This window comes from Pseudomonas sp. HLS-6 TE3448 (assembly GCF_053629555.1).
The window spans coordinates 1,882,373-1,898,500 of sequence record NZ_JBRJIO010000001.1; the positions used below are offsets into that span (position 1 = coordinate 1,882,373).

Here is a 16,128-nt window from a genome sequence, read left to right on the forward strand (position 1 = left end):
TCAGGCAGCCGTGACAGGCATTCTGTAGCATTGGACGGCGCGCCGTGAGCGCGTCTTTGCTTTATCAGATGGAGAGCGCTATGGCTTGGAATGAGCCGGGTGGCAACTCGAACAATCAGGACCCTTGGGGTGGCCGCCGTGGTGGCGACAAGAAAGGGCCGCCGGATCTCGACGAAGCCTTCCGCAAGCTGCAGGACAGCCTGAACGGTATGTTCGGCAGTGGCAAGAAACGTGGCGGCGACAGCGGCACCAACAAGGGCGGTGGTTTTGGCCTGCTGGGTGTCGGTCTCGCCGTGTTGGCGGCTATCTGGCTTTACAGCGCCGTCTATGTGGTTGACGAGCAGGAGCAGGCAGTCGTTCTGCGCTTCGGCAAATACTACGAAACGGTTGGCGCGGGCCTGAACATCTACTTCCCGCCGATCGATCGCAAGTACATGGAAAACGTCACCCGCGAGCGTGCCTACACCAAGCAGGGGCAAATGCTGACTGAAGACGAGAATATCGTCGAAGTGCCGTTGACCGTGCAGTACAAGATCACCAACCTGCAGGATTTCGTGCTGAACGTCGATCAGCCTGAAGTCAGCCTGCAGCACGCGACCGACAGCGCATTGCGCCACGTGGTGGGCTCCACCGCGATGGATCAGGTGCTGACCGAAGGCCGTGAACAGATGGCGGTCGAGATCAAGGAGCGCCTGCAGCGTTTCCTCGACACCTACCGTACCGGTATCACCGTCACTCAGGTGAACGTGCAGAGCGCGGCAGCCCCGCGTGAAGTGCAGGAAGCTTTCGATGACGTGATTCGCGCCCGTGAAGACGAGCAGCGTGCCCGCAACCAGGCTGAAACCTACGCCAATGGCGTGGTGCCGGAAGCCCGTGGTCAGGCGCAGCGTATCATCGAGGACGCCAACGGTTATCGCGACGAAGTGGTTTCTCGTGCCAAGGGTGAGGCGGATCGCTTTACCAAGCTGGTGGCCGAGTACCGCAAGGCGCCTGAGGTGACCCGTCAGCGTCTGTATCTGGACACCATGCAGGAAGTCTACAGCAACACCAGCAAGGTGCTGGTCTCTGGCAAAGACGGCCAGAGCAACCTGCTCTACCTGCCGCTGGACAAGATGATCGAAAACACGCGCAGTAGTGCTCCTGTGAGCAGCGTGCCGGTCTCGGTCAATGATGCAGCCAACCGTGCTGCCACTGACCTGCAACAGCAGCAACGTGAGTCGCGTTCTAGGGAGAGCCGCTGATGAGCAATAAATCGCTGATCGCCCTGATCGTTGGCGTAGTGCTGGCGATCGTGGCCTGGAACAGCTTCTACATCGTTGCCCAGACCGAACGCGCCGTGTTGCTGCAATTCGGTCGTGTGGTGAAAACCGACGTTCAGCCTGGCCTGCACGTGAAGGTGCCGTACGTTAACCAGGTGCGCAGGTTCGATGCCCGCCTGATGACCCTCGATGCTCCGACCCAGCGTTTCCTGACGCTGGAGAAGAAAGCCGTGATGGTCGATGCCTACGCCAAATGGCGGGTCAAGGACGCCGAGCGCTTCTACACCGCTACCTCGGGCCTGAAGCAGATCGCCGACGAGCGTCTGTCGCGTCGTCTGGAAAGCGGCCTGCGTGACCAGTTCGGTAAGCGTACCCTGCACGAAGTGGTGTCCGGTGAGCGTGACGCCTTGATGGCGGACATCACCGCTTCGCTGAACCGCATGGCCAACAAGGAGCTGGGCATCGAAGTCGTCGATGTTCGGGTCAAGGCCATCGACTTGCCGAAGGAAGTGAACCGCAGCGTGTTCGAGCGCATGAGCACCGAGCGTGAGCGTGAAGCCCGTGAGCACCGTGCCAAGGGTAACGAGCTGGCTGAAGGTATCCGTGCCGATGCTGACCGTCAGCGCCGTGTGCTGCTGGCTGAAGCCTATCGCGAGTCGGAAGAGGTGCGTGGTGATGGCGATGCCCAGGCAGCGGCCATCTATGCCAAGGCCTACGGCCAGGACCAGGAGTTCTACGCGTTCTACCGTAGTCTCAAGGCCTACCGTGAGAGCTTCGCGAACAAGAGCGACGTGCTGGTACTCGACCCAAGCAGCGATTTCTTCCGCTTCATGGGCAAGACCAAGCCTTGATGATGTACCCCGCCGGGCGGCTAATACCTCTGGCGGGGTGATCCTGCGCGAAAACGGGTGTATGATGCGGCAGCCGGGAAATTCCCGGCTTTTTTGCGTCTGCATGTTTGATCGGCAGCGCAGCAAGGTTTTCGAGGGTATCGCCCCGGCTTGAAGCGCCTGTACAGGCGGCGTCAGGCGATACCTGCTTCACTCAAGGCGGGCCTGCGGACAGGCCGTCGGGACCCAAGGGGAATGGCGTAATGGCAACGGTAGACCGCTGGCTGCTGCCAGATGGCATCGAAGAAGTACTGCCACCGGAAGCGGCGCGCATCGAAATCGCGCGTCGTCAGGTGTTGGATCTGTTCCAGAGCTGGGGCTACGAGTTTGTCGTAACCCCTCATATCGAGTACCTGGAATCGCTGCTTACCGGTGCCGGCCAGGACCTGGACCTGCGTACCTTCAAGGTCGTCGACCCACAATCCGGTCGGCAGATGGGCTTCCGTGCCGACATCACGCCGCAGGTGGCGCGTATCGACGCGCACACCCTGCGTCGTGAGGGCCCAAACCGACTGTGCTATGCCGGCAGCGTGCTGCATGCGTTGCCTCGGGCGCTTTCGACCTCGCGCAGCCCAATTCAGCTGGGCGCCGAGCTGTATGGCGATGCCAGCCCGGTCAGCGACGTCGAGGTGATCAGCCTCATGCTCGCAACGCTGCAACTGGCTGACGTGGCGGACGTCCACATGGACCTCGGGCATGTCGGTATCTACCGCGGCCTGGCGCGTGCCGCCGGGTTGTCCGGTGCGGTTGAGCAGCAGTTGTTCGACGCACTGCAGCGCAAGGCCGTCGACGAAGTTGAAGCACTCACGGCAAACCTTCCGGCAGAGCTGGGCGGCATGCTGCGCGCCCTGACCGAATTGTGCGGCGGGCGAGAAGTGCTGGAAGCGGCGCGTGTGCGCCTGGGGCGTGCACCTGCAGCGGTACTGGCTGCGCTGGATGATCTGCTGGCGATTGCCGAGCGCTTGTCCGCGCGTTATCCAGACCTGCCGCTGTATTTCGACCTGGGTGAGTTGCGTGGTTATCACTACCACACCGGCGTTGTGTTCGCCGTGTTCGTTCCGGGTGTCGGTCAGTCGATCGCCCAGGGCGGCCGCTACGATGATATCGGCGCGGATTTCGGTCGGGCGCGCCCGGCCACCGGTTTCTCTACGGATTTGAAGACCCTGGTCACACTGGGGCGAGCTGAAGTCGTGTTGCCGTCTGGCGGGATCTGGATGCCCGACAGCAGCGATGCCGCGCTTTGGCAACAGGTCTGCCAGTTGCGTAGCGAAGGTCAGCGTGTGGTTCAGGCATTGCCTGGGCAACCGTTGTCCGCCGCCCGCGAGGCAGATTGTGATCGGCAATTGATTCAGCAAAACGGGCTTTGGCAGGTTCTGCCACTGGCCATTTGAGTTTTCCCGCCGGCGATGCCCGGCGCCAAGTTTGCGCGAATGAGGACAAGTGTTATGGGTAAGAATGTCGTAGTCCTGGGCACCCAGTGGGGTGATGAGGGCAAAGGCAAGATCGTCGATCTGCTGACCGAACATGCTGCCGCCGTAGTGCGCTACCAAGGCGGTCACAACGCCGGTCACACCTTGGTGATCGACGGCGAGAAGACCGTGCTGCACCTGATTCCATCGGGCGTACTGCGCGAAGGCGTGCAGTGCCTGATCGGCAACGGCGTGGTGGTTGCACCAGACGCCCTGCTGCGTGAAATCACCAAGCTGGAAGAAAAAGGTGTACCGGTGCGTGAGCGCCTGCGCATCAGCCCATCCTGCCCGCTGATCCTGTCCTACCATGTAGCGCTGGACCAGGCCCGTGAAAAGGCCCGTGGCGAGCTGAAGATCGGCACCACTGGTCGTGGTATCGGCCCGGCCTACGAAGACAAGGTTGCCCGTCGCGGCCTGCGTATCGGTGACCTGTTCCACCGTGAGCGTTTCGCTGCCAAGCTCGGCGAACTGCTGGACTACCACAACTTCGTGCTGGTCAATTACTACAAAGAGCCTGCGATCGACTTCCAGAAGACCCTGGACGAGTGCATGGCCTTTGCAGAAGAGCTGAAGCCGATGATGCTCGACGTCACTGCCGAACTGCACGCCCTGCGTCGCGACGGCAAGGACATCATGTTCGAAGGTGCCCAGGGTTCGCTGCTGGACATCGACCACGGCACCTACCCGTATGTCACCAGCTCGAACACCACTGCTGGCGGTATCGCCACCGGTTCCGGTTTTGGCCCGATGTACCTGGACTACATCCTGGGTATCACCAAGGCCTACACCACTCGCGTTGGCTCCGGTCCATTCCCGACCGAACTGTTCGACGACGTTGGTGCTTTCCTGGCCAAGCGTGGCCATGAGTTCGGTGCTACCACGGGCCGTGCCCGCCGTTGTGGCTGGTTCGACGCCGTGATCCTGCGTCGCGCCATCGAGATCAACAGCATCTCCGGCCTGTGCCTGACCAAGCTGGACGTTCTCGACGGCCTGGAAACCATCCGTATCTGCGTTGGCTACAAGAACGAGAACGGTGCGGTTATCGATGCACCGACCGATGCCGACAGCTACATCGGCCTGGAGCCGGTCTACGAAGAAATGCCGGGCTGGAGCGAGTCGACCCTGGGTGCCAAGACCCTGGAAGAACTGCCGGCCAACGCCCGTGCCTACATCAAGCGTGTGGAAGAGCTGGTCGGCGCGCCGATCGACATCATCTCCACCGGCCCGGACCGCAACGAGACCATCGTGCTGCGTCATCCGTTTGCCTGATATACGTTTGCGTTAAACACAAACCCCCGCTTTTTAGCGGGGGTTTTTTTAAGCCAAAGACTGGTGCTGATCCCACAGGAAGCGCAGTGCTCAGGCATTTTATCGGGAGTGCGGCATGGGGATTGCTAAGAGAACCGTTACAGGTGAGCCATCATTTTAATGGCGCCAGAAAGTAGAGGGTTCTTTCGTGTCAGCCGTTCTCTCACTGTTACGAAGCCGCCTGTTGCGGCCTGTCTTTGTTGCCCTTGGTATCGCTCTTTTGGTGCAAGTGCTGGTAGCGGTAGCGCTTACCCGGAGCACGGTGACCACGCTTGAAGCGGATTTGGGTAATCGTTTGGGGGTCGACAGTCAGAAATTGTCGGCGGAATTGGAGCGTGCGGAGCAGGAGGTCAGCTCCGGTCTGGACAGCCTTTCGGCCAGTACACGTCAGCGCCTGACGGGCGGGCTCTCGGCTCGCCTGGAAAGCGAGCAGGCGCAGTTACGAGCCACCCTGGAAAAGAACCTCAAGGACTCGGCCAATGACATGGCTGAGTTGCTGGCCTCTGTGGCGCCAAGAGCGATGTGGGACAACGATGTGCCGACCCTGTCGGAGTTCTCGCGACGGGCCCAGCGCAATCCCAATGTGCTCTTTGTGGTCTACGACGATGCTCAGGGTCAGCACTTGACTCGTTACCTGAACCGGCAAAACCCGATCAACCAGGCCTTGCTGGAAAAGGGTGAGGGAGAGCGGGCGCTGGACAAGGTGGTCAATGCTGCGCGCAACGATCCGTCGGTGTACTTCGTCGAGGCGCCGATCAACCCTAATGGTGTCGAGATCGGCAAAGTGCTCATGGGAGTATCCACGTCGTCAGTCGAACACGAACTGCAGGCCTTGGATCAGCGCTTCGCGGCGTTGATCGCCAGTGGTGATCAATTGGTGGGTGAGAGCCTGATGGGGGCAGCGGCAGACAGCACCAAGGCCTTGCGTGCGCGTTTGGAGGCGGCTCAGGCCAGTGCTGCGGGCATGCAGGCGAACACCTCGCAGAGCGTTCAGGAAGCCGCTGCTACGTTGCGTTGGAACATTGGTCTGGGGCTGGCGTTGGTCGGTCTTGGCGTGCTTCTGGTTGTGGCGGTGGTGCTGGGCCATCGGGTCGTCAGCAAGTTGCGTTTGCTCATTGCCGCGCTTAACGACTTGGCCGCTGGCGAGGGTGATCTGACCAAGCGTGTGCCGATTGATAGCCGTGACGAAATTGGTGACATGGCGACGGCGGTCAACCGCTTTGTCGACAAGTTACAGCCGATTGTTCGCGAGGCGGGTGAAGTGGCACAGCGTACGGGCATCGAAATCGGTGTCATGGCCCAACACAATGCCGGCGCCGATGCGGCGGCCGAGTTGCAGCGTGATGAAGTGGCCGAAAGCCTGCGTGCCTTGTCGGCCATGGCTGATGAGGCGCAGAACGAAAGTCAGGTAATGCAGTCTGCCCTGCAACAGGTTGTGGACATTCGCCAGGCCACGGATGAAGGCAGCCGTACCTCGGCTCAGGTGGCCGGCCTGATCGAAGCCTTGGCCGGGCAGGTGCAGACCGGCTCGAAAGTGATCGAGCGACTGGCTGAGCAGAGCGAGCAGATTGAAGTGGTGTTGACGGTGATTCACGGTATTGCCGAGCAGACCAACCTGCTTGCGCTTAATGCGGCCATCGAGGCGGCTCGTGCGGGTGAAACAGGCCGGGGCTTTGCCGTGGTCGCGGATGAGGTGCGCGCGCTGGCCAGCAAGACTCAGAGCTCAACGGGTGATATTCAAGCGCACATCGGGGCCTTGCAGCAGGGGGCGCGGGAGGCCGTTGCGGCGATCAGCCAGGCAGGGCGTCAAGCCAGCGAGGGGTTGCTGGTACTGCGTGACAATGCGCGGGTACAGCAGGCCGTACAGGCCTCGGTCGAGCAGGTGCATGCGGCCATCGGTATGGCGACCCGTGCGGCTGAGGAGCAGGCCAGGGGTGCGCAGGCGGTACGTGGTCGAGTGGAAACCATTCATGAGCAAGCTGAGCGCGCTGCCAGGGTGGTTCAGCAAACGACGGCCAGCAGTAAAGTGCTGGACGATCTGGCGGCTCAGCTCAAGGCCAGCCTGGGGCAGTTCCGTGCCTGAACAACTGATCGACAGCCGCTGATCGATCAGCGGCTGTCGGCAGTGTCAGGCCCGGTTCAGGTACATGCGTGTGGTCAGCAGATACACCGGCAGGCCCGAGACAAGGATCAACAGGGCTGCATAGGGCGCTGCTGCCGCAAACTCGACGTTGGCGGTGTGTGCCCATACCTCGGTAGCCAACGTGGTCATGCCTGTCGGGCTGAGCAGCAGGGTTGCCGTGAGCTCTTTCATGGCATCCAGAAAGACCAGCGCAAAAGCTGCTGCCAGTGCCGGGAAGATGATCGGCAGGGTCACCCGGCAGAAGGCGCCAAACGACGTTGCGCCAAGGGTGCGTGCTGCCTCTTCCAGTTGCGGGGAGGCCTTGTTCAGTGCTGTGCGCACCGGCGCCTGGGCCAGTGGCAGAAACAGCAGGGCATAGGCCAGCAGCAACAGCCCGGTGGTCTGGTACAGGGCGGGCACGTAGTGCAAGGCGAAGTACACCAGCGTCAGGGCAATCACCAGCCCCGGCAGGGCATGTAACAAATACGGCAGGCGCTCAGCCCAGACTGCCAGGCGTCCCTTGTGGCGCACCACCAGGAAGCTCACTGGCAGCGCCAGTAGCAGGCTTACCCCGGCACCGCCCAGCGATAGCGACAATGAGGAGACCAGTGCCCGGCTGATATCGGCAACCGGGAAGGCTGCCGAAGAGCCGACACTGAGCCAGTACGCGAGCATGCCCAGCGGAATGCCGCTGCCCAGTAACATCAGTATCAGGCAGAACAGCTGTGCGATGTGCGTCCACGCACGCAGGCGCACGGGAGCAGCGCGACGTGCCACGCCTTGGCCGATACGTACATGGCGTGCCTTGCCGCGCACCCTCAACTCCAGCCATAGCATCAGCAGGCACATGAACAGCAGCACGGCTGACAGCATGGCTGCATTGGCATTGCTGAACTCCAGCTCGAATTGCTGGTAAATCGCCGTGGTGAAGGTTTGTAGCCCGAGGATCGACAGGGCGCCGAACTCCACCAGCATGTGCAGGGCGATCAGCAGGCTGCCGCCGAGAATCGACGGCCAGAGCAGTGGCAGGGTGATTCTGAAGAACACTCCCCAGCGATTCTGGCCCAGGGTGCGTGCCGACTCCTCCAGGGAGGTGTCGAGGTTGCGCAGTGTTGCGGCCACCGGCAGGAACACCAAGGGGTACTTGGACAGCGCCATCACCAGAATCGCCCCGCCCAGCCCTTCGAAACGCGGGCTCAGGGATACCCAGGTAAAGCCGCTGACAAACGCGGGCACGGCAAATGGCAGGCACAGGACGACGCCCCACAGGCGCCTTCCCGGCAAGTCGCTGCGTTCCAGCAACCAAGCCAGCGCCAGGCCGAGTATCGCGCACGCAAGCGTAACGCCGACCATCAGCAGCAGCGTGTTGCGCATCAGGCCCCATACAAAGGGTCGCCAGAGCAGGCGCAAGGCCTCGTGCAGCCCGGCCTGCCAGGCCTTTAGCCCAACATACAGCAACGGCAGCAGGCTGAGCCCGACCAGCAGCAGAACCGGTAGCACCACCCAGATCGAGGGGCGCTTTCGTCGCGGTACATAGGCGGCGGAGGCCGCCAAGGGCAGGGCGGCGCTCATCAGAGCAGGCCAACTTCGCGTTCGAGTTCCAGGGCTTCCTCGGCGTTACCCAGATCGGCCGGGGTGATTTTCGGTGGACGCAGGTCTTCGAATGGCTTCAGGCCCTGATCAGAGACCATGCCTTTGTGCAGCGGGTATTCGGCGGTGGTTTGTGTGATCACCCGTTGGCCTTCTTCACTGGCCATCCAGGCCAGCAGCGCCTGGGCTTCCTGTGGGTGCTTGCTGGCCTTGACCGCTGCCGCGCTGGAAATGGTCACCAGGCCGCCGGCATCGCCATCGGCAAGGTAGTAGAGCTTCGAATCGAGCTGGCCGCGCTCTTTTTTCAGGGCGTACCAATAGTAGTTGTTGACCAGTACCGCGGCGACTTCACCATTTTCCACGGCTTTGAGCGCGACCATGTTGTTGGTGTAAGTCTTGCCGAAGGCTTTCAGGCCGGTCAGCCATTCCTCGGCGGCTTCGCGGCCGTGGAGCTTGAGGATTGCAACGGCCTGTTCCTGGAAGGCGCCGCTGGTAGGGACGAAACCGATCTTGCCGTCCCATTCCGGGTTGGCGAAATCCATGACCGAAGGCGGCAGCGACTTTTCGTCGATCACTTTGGGGTTGAAGGCGACGACGCGCGTACGTGCGGTTACACCCATCCAGGTGCCGTTGTTGGCAACGTATTCCTTGGGTAGAACCTGCAAGGTCGCATCGTCGATCTTGGCCAGCAGGCCGAGTTCACCCAGGTTGTTAAGGGGGGGCGACTCTTCGGTGTAGATGACGTCGGCGGGGGAGCGATCGCCTTCCTCGATGATCTGGCTGGCCAGCTGGTTGCTGCTGCCCTTGCGGATATTGATGTGAATGCCGGTCTTGGCCTCGTAGGCTTTGGCGATGGCTTCACCGATTTCCTTGTGTTGGCCGTTGTACAGGGTCAGCGACACGGGGTCGGCGGCCATGGCCGGAGGGGTACCCAGTGCCAGTGTGAACAGGGAAGCGGCCAGGCCGCGCAAAATCGGTTTGATGCGAATCGTCATGCGGGTACTTCCTCGCTTACGGGTACAAATCTGGAAACAATAATAAACGATATTGTTTCTCAAGTACGCCTGTGAGGAAAAATTCATGAGCAGGCTATCGTTGCCATTCGCCTTTACTGAGAGGGAGGGGCGTAGCTGCAGGTGGGGGATAAGTACTTTTCGCGAGGCATAAAAAAACCCGCTTTCGCGGGTTTCTTTAGAAATATGGTGCCCAGAAGAAGACTCGAACTTCCACGACCGTAAGGTCACCAGCACCTGAAGCTGGCGTGTCTACCAATTTCACCATCTGGGCAAAAGTAAAGCGTTTGAGCATGAAACGGTGTAGCGTGTTGCATAAATTCCAGATGCTTTAGGCTAATCTGAAATTTGAAATTGGTGCCCAGAAGAAGACTCGAACTTCCACGACCGTAAGGTCACCAGCACCTGAAGCTGGCGTGTCTACCAATTTCACCATCTGGGCATTTCGTTAAGGTCACATGATGCTTCACATCACGTTGCTTCTCAACTATAACGACGGTGTCCGTCGCTGTGGTGCGCATAATACGGATGCTCAAAACGGCTGTAAAGCCCTGTTTGGAAAAAATCTTAAAAAATTCAAGTTGTTGTCCAATGACAGCACTTATAGCCCCTCACAGGGCTCTGGCGGGGCTGTCCAAGGCCGAAATTTCCGGTTTCAATACGCCTATGCCAAACTAACCCTTATATAGACAAGGTGAACCCCTCCTAATGGCCGATTGGCAGACCCTCGATCCCGAGGCCGCTCGTGAAGCGGAAAAATACGAAAACCCCATCCCCAGCCGTGAGCTGATCCTGCAGCACCTCGCCGAACGAGGCTCGCCAGCTGCCCGTGAGCAGTTGGTGGAGGAGTTTGGCCTGACGACCGAGGACCAGATCGAAGCCCTGCGCCGCCGGTTGCGTGCCATGGAGCGTGATGGTCAGTTGATCTATACCCGGCGCGGCACTTATGCCCCGGTGGACAAGTTGGACCTTATCCTCGGCCGCATCTCCGGCCATCGCGACGGTTTCGGCTTCCTGATCCCGGATGACGGCACTGAAGACCTGTTCCTCAGCCCGGCGCAGATGCGTCTGGTGTTTGACGGTGACCGAGCCCTGGCTCGCGTTTCCGGCGTTGACCGCCGTGGTCGCCGCGAGGGTGTGCTGGTCGAAGTCATCTCCCGTGCCCATGAAAGCATCGTTGGCCGTTACTTCGAGGAAGGCGGCATTGGCTTCGTAACGCCGGATAACCCGAAAATCCAGCAGGAAGTGCTGGTGACCCCGGGGCGCAGTGGCAACGCCAAGATCGGCCAGTTCGTCGAGGTGAAAATCACCCACTGGCCGACACCCCGCTTCCAGCCTCAAGGCGACATCGTCGAAGTCATCGGCAACTACATGGCGCCGGGCATGGAGATCGACGTCGCGCTGCGTAGCTACGACATCCCGCATGTCTGGCCGGAAGCCGTCATCAAGGAAGCCCGCAAGCTCAAGCCGGACGTCGAAGAGAAGGACAAGGAAAAGCGCATTGACCTGCGCCACCTGCCGTTCGTCACCATCGACGGTGAAGACGCCCGCGACTTCGACGATGCGGTCTATTGCGAGAGCCTGGGCAAGCTGCGCCTGTTCTCCGGAGGCTGGCGCCTCTATGTCGCTATCGCCGACGTGTCCAGCTATGTTCGCCTCGGTTCGGCACTGGATGCCGAGGCGCAGGTGCGCGGCAACTCGGTGTACTTCCCCGAGCGCGTCGTGCCGATGCTGCCCGAAGAGCTGTCCAACGGGCTGTGCTCGCTTAACCCGCATGTCGACCGCTTGGCGATGGTCTGTGAAATGACCATCAACAAGTCTGGCCAGATGGTCGACTACCAGTTCTATGAAGCGGTGATCCACTCCCATGCGCGTCTGACCTACAACAAGGTCAGCAGCATGCTTGAGCATTCGCGTACGCGTGAGGGCAAAGCCCTGCGTGACGAGTACAGCAACGTGGTGCCGCACCTCAAGCAGCTCTATGCGCTGTACAAGGTGCTGTTGACCGCTCGTCACAGCCGTGGCGCGATTGATTTCGAGACTCAGGAAACCCGGATCATCTTCGGTTCCGAGCGCAAGATCGCGGAAATTCGACCGACTGTGCGCAACGATGCTCACAAGCTGATCGAAGAGTGCATGCTGGCGGCCAACGTTGCCACTGCCGAGTTCCTCAAGAAGCATGAAATTCCGGCCTTGTACCGGGTCCATGACGGTCCGCCACCGGAGCGCCTGGAAAAGCTGCGTGCCTTCCTCGGTGAGCTTGGGCTGTCGCTGCACAAGGGCAAGGATGGTCCGTCGCCGAAGGATTACCAGGCGCTGTTGGCACAAATCGCCGACCGTCCGGACTTCCACCTGATCCAGACCGTCATGCTGCGCTCGCTGAGCCAGGCGGTGTACAGCGCCGATAACCATGGTCACTTCGGCCTGAATTACGAGGCGTATACCCACTTCACCTCGCCGATTCGCCGTTATCCCGACCTGCTGACCCATCGGGCCATCCGCAGCGTGATCCGTTCGCGTCAGGACACCCCGCACGTCAAGCGCGCCGGGGCCATGAGCATTCCGAAGGCACGGATCTACCCTTACGACGAGAACACCCTGGAACAGCTGGGTGAACAGTGCTCGATGAGCGAGCGGCGCGCCGACGAGGCGACCCGCGACGTGGTCAACTGGCTCAAGTGCGAGTACATGAAGGACCGCGTGGGCGAGAGCTTCCCGGGCGTGATCACGGCCGTGACCGGTTTCGGCCTGTTCATCGAACTGACCGACATCTACGTGGAAGGCCTGGTGCATGTCAGTGCCTTGCCGGGCGATTACTACCACTTCGATCCGGTTCACCATCGGTTGTCTGGTGAGCGTACCGGTCGCACGTTCCGTTTGGGTGATACCGTTGAAGTGCGGGTCATGCGTGTCGATCTCGACGAGCGCAAGATCGACTTCGAGATGGCCGAGAAAACCCTCAGCGCGCCGATCGGTCGCAAGCAAGGCTCGGGCTCCGAGCCTGCTGCCGAGAAGGCCGCTGCGCCAGCGCCAAGCGCCGAACCGTCGCGTCGCAGCAAGAAAAGCGAGACCGCCGAGGCTTACTTCCCGTCCCATGCGGCGGCGAAGAATGCCGAGGTGCGCAAGAGCCGCGAAATGAAAAAGGCCTTGATGGCCGACGCCAAGGGCAGTCACGCCGCTGGCAAGTCGTCGTCCGGCAAGCCTGCGGCCAAGCCAAGCAAACACCGCAAGGGGCCGCCGAAGTCTGGCGCTGCTCCGCGTAAGAAGGGCAAGTCATGAGTCAGTTGGAAAAAATCTACGGCGTGCATGCCGTAGAGGCCCTGTTGCGCCACCATCCCAAGCGGGTCAAGCAGATCTGGTTGTCTGAAGGGCGCAGCGAGCCACGCATCCAGGCGTTGCTGGAGTTGGCCGGGCAGAACCGCGTAGCGGTCGGTCAGGCGGAGCGGCGTGAACTGGATGCCTGGGTCGAGGGCGTTCACCAGGGCGTGGTGGCCGAGGTCAGCCCGAGCCAGGTCTGGGGCGAGAACATGCTCGAGGAACTGCTTGAGCGTACCGAGGGCTCGCCGTTGATCCTGGTGCTCGATGGCGTAACCGACCCGCACAACCTGGGTGCCTGCCTGCGTACCGCCGATGCGGCCGGTGCAACCGCGGTGATCGTGCCCAAGGACAAGTCGGCGACCCTGACGCCCGTCGTGCGCAAGGTGGCCTGTGGTGCCGCCGAGGTTATCCCGCTGATCGCGGTGACCAACCTGGCGCGGACACTGGAAAAGCTCCAGCAGCGTGGCTTGTGGGTCGTCGGCACGGCCGGCGAGGCCGAGCAGGAGTTGTACCAGCAGGACATGACCGGCCCGATCGTGCTGATCATGGGTGCCGAAGGCAAAGGCATGCGTCGCCTGACTCGTGAGCACTGTGACTTCCTGGTGAAATTGCCGATGGCCGGCAGTGTCAGCAGCCTGAACGTCTCGGTGGCTACAGGCGTCTGCCTGTTTGAAGCGGTGCGCCAGCGCCGCGCATGACGGCCTCTCAGGGCCCGCGTCTACAGCGATGCTGCAGGCGCGGGCCTTGTCGTTAAGGGCTGTAGAGCGTCGCGCTTCTCTTGCGCAACGTTGTTCAAATAATCACCAATTACCTTGCTTGTCTGCGGGCGCTTCTCTACAATTGCGGCCCTTGTCGTGTTGGCAGGCGCGCATGTGCCTCTTTCCAAGGCAGGACATACAAGTGTCATTCACTCCTTGTCTGACCACTCTGGTGGCAGACTACAACCCGTAAGGAGCATTCATGCGTCATTACGAAATCATCTTTCTGGTCCACCCTGACCAGAGCGAGCAAGTCGGCGGCATGGTTGAGCGTTACACCAAGCTGATCGAAGAAGACGGCGGCAAAATCCACCGTCTGGAAGACTGGGGCCGTCGTCAACTGGCCTACGCAATCAACAATGTTCACAAGGCTCACTACGTGATGCTGAACGTTGAGTGCACCGGCAAGGCCCTGGCCGAGCTGGAAGACAACTTCCGTTACAACGATGCCGTGATCCGTAACCTGGTCATCCGTCGCGACGAAGCCGTTACCGGCCAGTCCGAGATGCTCAAGGCTGAAGAGAACCGCAGTGAGCGCCGTGAGCGTCGCGACCGTCCTGAGCATGCTGACAGCGCCGAAGGCGATGACAGCGACAACAGCGACAACAGCGATAACGCTGACGAGTAATCCACGGACCTTTTGAGGAGCCAATTACATGGCACGTTTCTTCCGTCGTCGTAAATTCTGCCGCTTCACTGCTGAAGAAGTGAAAGAGATCGATTACAAAGATCTCAACACCCTGAAAGCTTATGTATCCGAAACCGGCAAGATCGTTCCAAGCCGTATCACCGGTACCAAAGCTCGTTATCAGCGTCAGCTGGCTACCGCTATCAAGCGCGCCCGCTTCCTGGCCCTGCTGCCCTACACCGACAGCCACGGCCGCTGAGACCGGGTCGTCGACAAGTAGCAAGGGATAGAACGCATGCGCGCCTTGGCTGATTTCATCATGCGCGGTCGCGTGCAGGCCACTTTAGTGGTGGTTGGTTGTGCGGCAATGCCGCTGCTGTTCTGGTTGAGTGCCGCCGCCGGGAGCCTGGTGTTCCTGCGGCGCGGTTTCAGTGACGCCTCCGGTGTCCTCGCCTGGGCTTTGTTGCCCGCGTTGGCCTGGTGGTTCTTCGGTGACCCACGCATCTTGATGGTGCTGTTGGGAACGCTTGGCCTGGCTGCGTTTTTACGCGCGGGGCAGTCCTGGAACAGGGTGCTGTTGATCAGCACTGCCTTGGGGTTGGTGTACGGTGTGGTTCTTGGGTCGGTTTTCCGCGAACCGGTCGAAGCTTTGTCACAAGCGCTTGAGAAAGCCTTGCCGCAAATGCTCGACGGGCTCTACCAGCAGTTGACGGTAGAAGAGCGAGCGCACCTGGGTAGCCTTATCGCGCCAGTTCTCTACGGCCTGATCGCCGCGTTGTTGCAAGCCGTCAGTCTGTTGGCCCTGATGTTGGGTCGCTACTGGCAGGCAGTGTTGTATAACCCGGGTGGCTTCGGTCGCGAGTTTCGCGCCGTCAGACTACCGCTGGTGCCGGCGCTGGTGCTGCTGGCGTGCATGCTGATCGGGCCCAATTTCGGGGCCGGGTTGGCGATGTTGACGCCGATTTGCAGTGTACCGCTGATGTTTGCAGGGGCTGCCCTGTTGCATGGGCTGGTGGCGCAGGGCCGGCTGGCAAGGTTCTGGCTGGTTGGGTTGTACGTGACACTGCTGCTGTTCATGCAGCTGATTTATCCGTTGCTCGTGGTGTTGGCCATTGTCGACAGCCTGATTGATTTTCGCGGCCGCGGGGCGCCAAAAAATGGTGCCGACAACGGTTCCGCGAACGGTGAAGGTTAAAAGTTAAGAGGTTATTACCAAATGGAACTGATCCTGCTGGAAAAAATCGCCAACCTGGGCAACCTGGGCGATAAGGTAAATGTTAAGGCTGGTTACGGCCGTAACTACCTGCTGCCGCAAGGCAAGGCCACCGTTGCCAACGCTGCCAACCTGGCTGCGTTCGAGGAACGTCGCGCCGAGCTGGAAAAACTGGCTGCAGACAAGAAGTCTTCTGCTGAAACCCGCGCTGCCCAACTGGCCGAGCTGGAAGTGACCATCACTGCCACCGCTGGCGACGAAGGCAAGCTGTTCGGTTCGATCGGCACCCACGACATCGCTGATGCCCTGACCGCCTCCGGCGTTGAAGTGGCTAAAGCTGAAGTTCGTCTGCCGAACGGCACCATCCGTAATGTTGGCGAATACGACGTTGCCGTGCACCTGCACAGCGATGTTGAAGCCACCGTTCGCGTGGTTGTTGTCGCAGCCTAAGCTGCACCAATCGGCTGGCACCTCGCGTGTCAGCCGGTTAACATCGGGCACGATCCTGCTAGGCAGGTCGTGCCCTTTGTCTTTTTCGTCTCCCTGATTTCCGTGTGGCC

Annotated in this window: 13 protein-coding genes and 2 tRNA genes; 11 read left to right on the forward strand and 4 right to left on the reverse strand. The window is 60.7% G+C overall.

Going from position 1 to position 16,128, the window contains the following annotated elements:
* Positions 1 to 80: 80 nt before the first annotated feature.
* From hflK to AB7M23_RS08740, 5 genes are all read left to right on the forward strand, one after another.
* Positions 81 to 1,241, forward strand: coding sequence for an FtsH protease activity modulator HflK (gene hflK / locus AB7M23_RS08720; protein WP_102052360.1), 1,161 nt, complete (start codon positions 81 to 83; stop codon positions 1,239 to 1,241).
* Positions 1,241 to 2,110, forward strand: a complete 870-nt coding sequence (hflC, locus tag AB7M23_RS08725) for a protease modulator HflC (RefSeq protein WP_102052361.1) — start codon at positions 1,241 to 1,243, stop codon at positions 2,108 to 2,110. The genes hflK and hflC overlap by 1 nt, the downstream gene beginning before the upstream one ends.
* A gap of 242 nt (positions 2,111 to 2,352) precedes the next feature.
* A complete protein-coding gene (locus tag AB7M23_RS08730; protein WP_099773413.1) occupies positions 2,353 to 3,540 on the forward strand; it encodes an ATP phosphoribosyltransferase regulatory subunit in 1,188 nt (395 codons plus the stop codon).
* A gap of 54 nt (positions 3,541 to 3,594) precedes the next feature.
* Entirely contained in the window at positions 3,595 to 4,887 is a 1,293-nt protein-coding gene (locus tag AB7M23_RS08735; protein ID WP_065758761.1) for an adenylosuccinate synthase, read from the forward strand.
* 187 nt (positions 4,888 to 5,074) lie between these two features.
* Entirely contained in the window at positions 5,075 to 7,009 is a 1,935-nt protein-coding gene (locus AB7M23_RS08740; RefSeq protein ID WP_065758762.1) for a methyl-accepting chemotaxis protein, read from the forward strand.
* Positions 7,010 to 7,054: 45 nt separating this feature from the next.
* Here the strand turns inward: AB7M23_RS08740 and AB7M23_RS08745 are convergent, their stop codons facing one another.
* The 4 genes from AB7M23_RS08745 to AB7M23_RS08760 form a co-directional block, all read right to left on the reverse strand.
* Positions 7,055 to 8,620: an ABC transporter permease gene (locus AB7M23_RS08745; protein WP_454240620.1), complete on the reverse strand. Its 1,566-nt coding sequence runs from the start codon at positions 8,618 to 8,620 to the stop codon at positions 7,055 to 7,057.
* Positions 8,620 to 9,633 carry an extracellular solute-binding protein gene (locus tag AB7M23_RS08750; protein ID WP_065758764.1) on the reverse strand — a complete coding sequence of 338 codons (1,014 nt, stop codon included), beginning with the start codon at positions 9,631 to 9,633 and terminating at the stop codon, positions 8,620 to 8,622. The genes AB7M23_RS08745 and AB7M23_RS08750 overlap by 1 nt, the downstream gene beginning before the upstream one ends.
* 205 nt (positions 9,634 to 9,838) lie before the next feature.
* A tRNA-Leu gene (locus AB7M23_RS08755) sits at positions 9,839 to 9,925 on the reverse strand.
* An 81-nt stretch (positions 9,926 to 10,006) separates the two neighbouring features.
* Positions 10,007 to 10,093 (reverse strand) — tRNA-Leu (locus AB7M23_RS08760).
* 266 nt (positions 10,094 to 10,359) lie between these two features.
* Here AB7M23_RS08760 and rnr point away from each other — a divergent pair.
* The 6 genes from rnr to rplI all read left to right on the forward strand — a co-directional run bounded on the left by rnr (position 10,360) and on the right by rplI (position 16,018).
* Positions 10,360 to 12,930 carry a ribonuclease R gene (gene rnr, locus AB7M23_RS08765; RefSeq protein ID WP_454240621.1) on the forward strand — a complete coding sequence of 857 codons (2,571 nt, stop codon included), beginning with the start codon at positions 10,360 to 10,362 and terminating at the stop codon, positions 12,928 to 12,930.
* On the forward strand, positions 12,927 to 13,667 hold the full coding sequence (gene rlmB / locus AB7M23_RS08770) for a 23S rRNA (guanosine(2251)-2'-O)-methyltransferase RlmB (RefSeq protein WP_163935989.1): 741 nt from the start codon (positions 12,927 to 12,929) through the stop codon (positions 13,665 to 13,667). Before rnr ends, rlmB begins: the two co-directional genes overlap by 4 nt.
* A gap of 262 nt (positions 13,668 to 13,929) precedes the next feature.
* Positions 13,930 to 14,355, forward strand: a complete 426-nt coding sequence (rpsF, locus tag AB7M23_RS08775; protein WP_065757891.1) for a 30S ribosomal protein S6 — start codon at positions 13,930 to 13,932, stop codon at positions 14,353 to 14,355.
* A 28-nt stretch (positions 14,356 to 14,383) separates the two neighbouring features.
* Positions 14,384 to 14,614, forward strand: coding sequence for a 30S ribosomal protein S18 (gene rpsR, locus AB7M23_RS08780; RefSeq protein WP_065757892.1), 231 nt, complete (start codon positions 14,384 to 14,386; stop codon positions 14,612 to 14,614).
* 36 nt (positions 14,615 to 14,650) lie between these two features.
* Positions 14,651 to 15,550, forward strand: coding sequence for a hypothetical protein (locus tag AB7M23_RS08785; RefSeq protein WP_065757893.1), 900 nt, complete (start codon positions 14,651 to 14,653; stop codon positions 15,548 to 15,550).
* Between the two features lie 21 nt (positions 15,551 to 15,571).
* Positions 15,572 to 16,018 carry a 50S ribosomal protein L9 gene (gene rplI, locus AB7M23_RS08790; RefSeq protein ID WP_065757894.1) on the forward strand — a complete coding sequence of 149 codons (447 nt, stop codon included), beginning with the start codon at positions 15,572 to 15,574 and terminating at the stop codon, positions 16,016 to 16,018.
* Positions 16,019 to 16,128 lie beyond the last annotated feature (110 nt).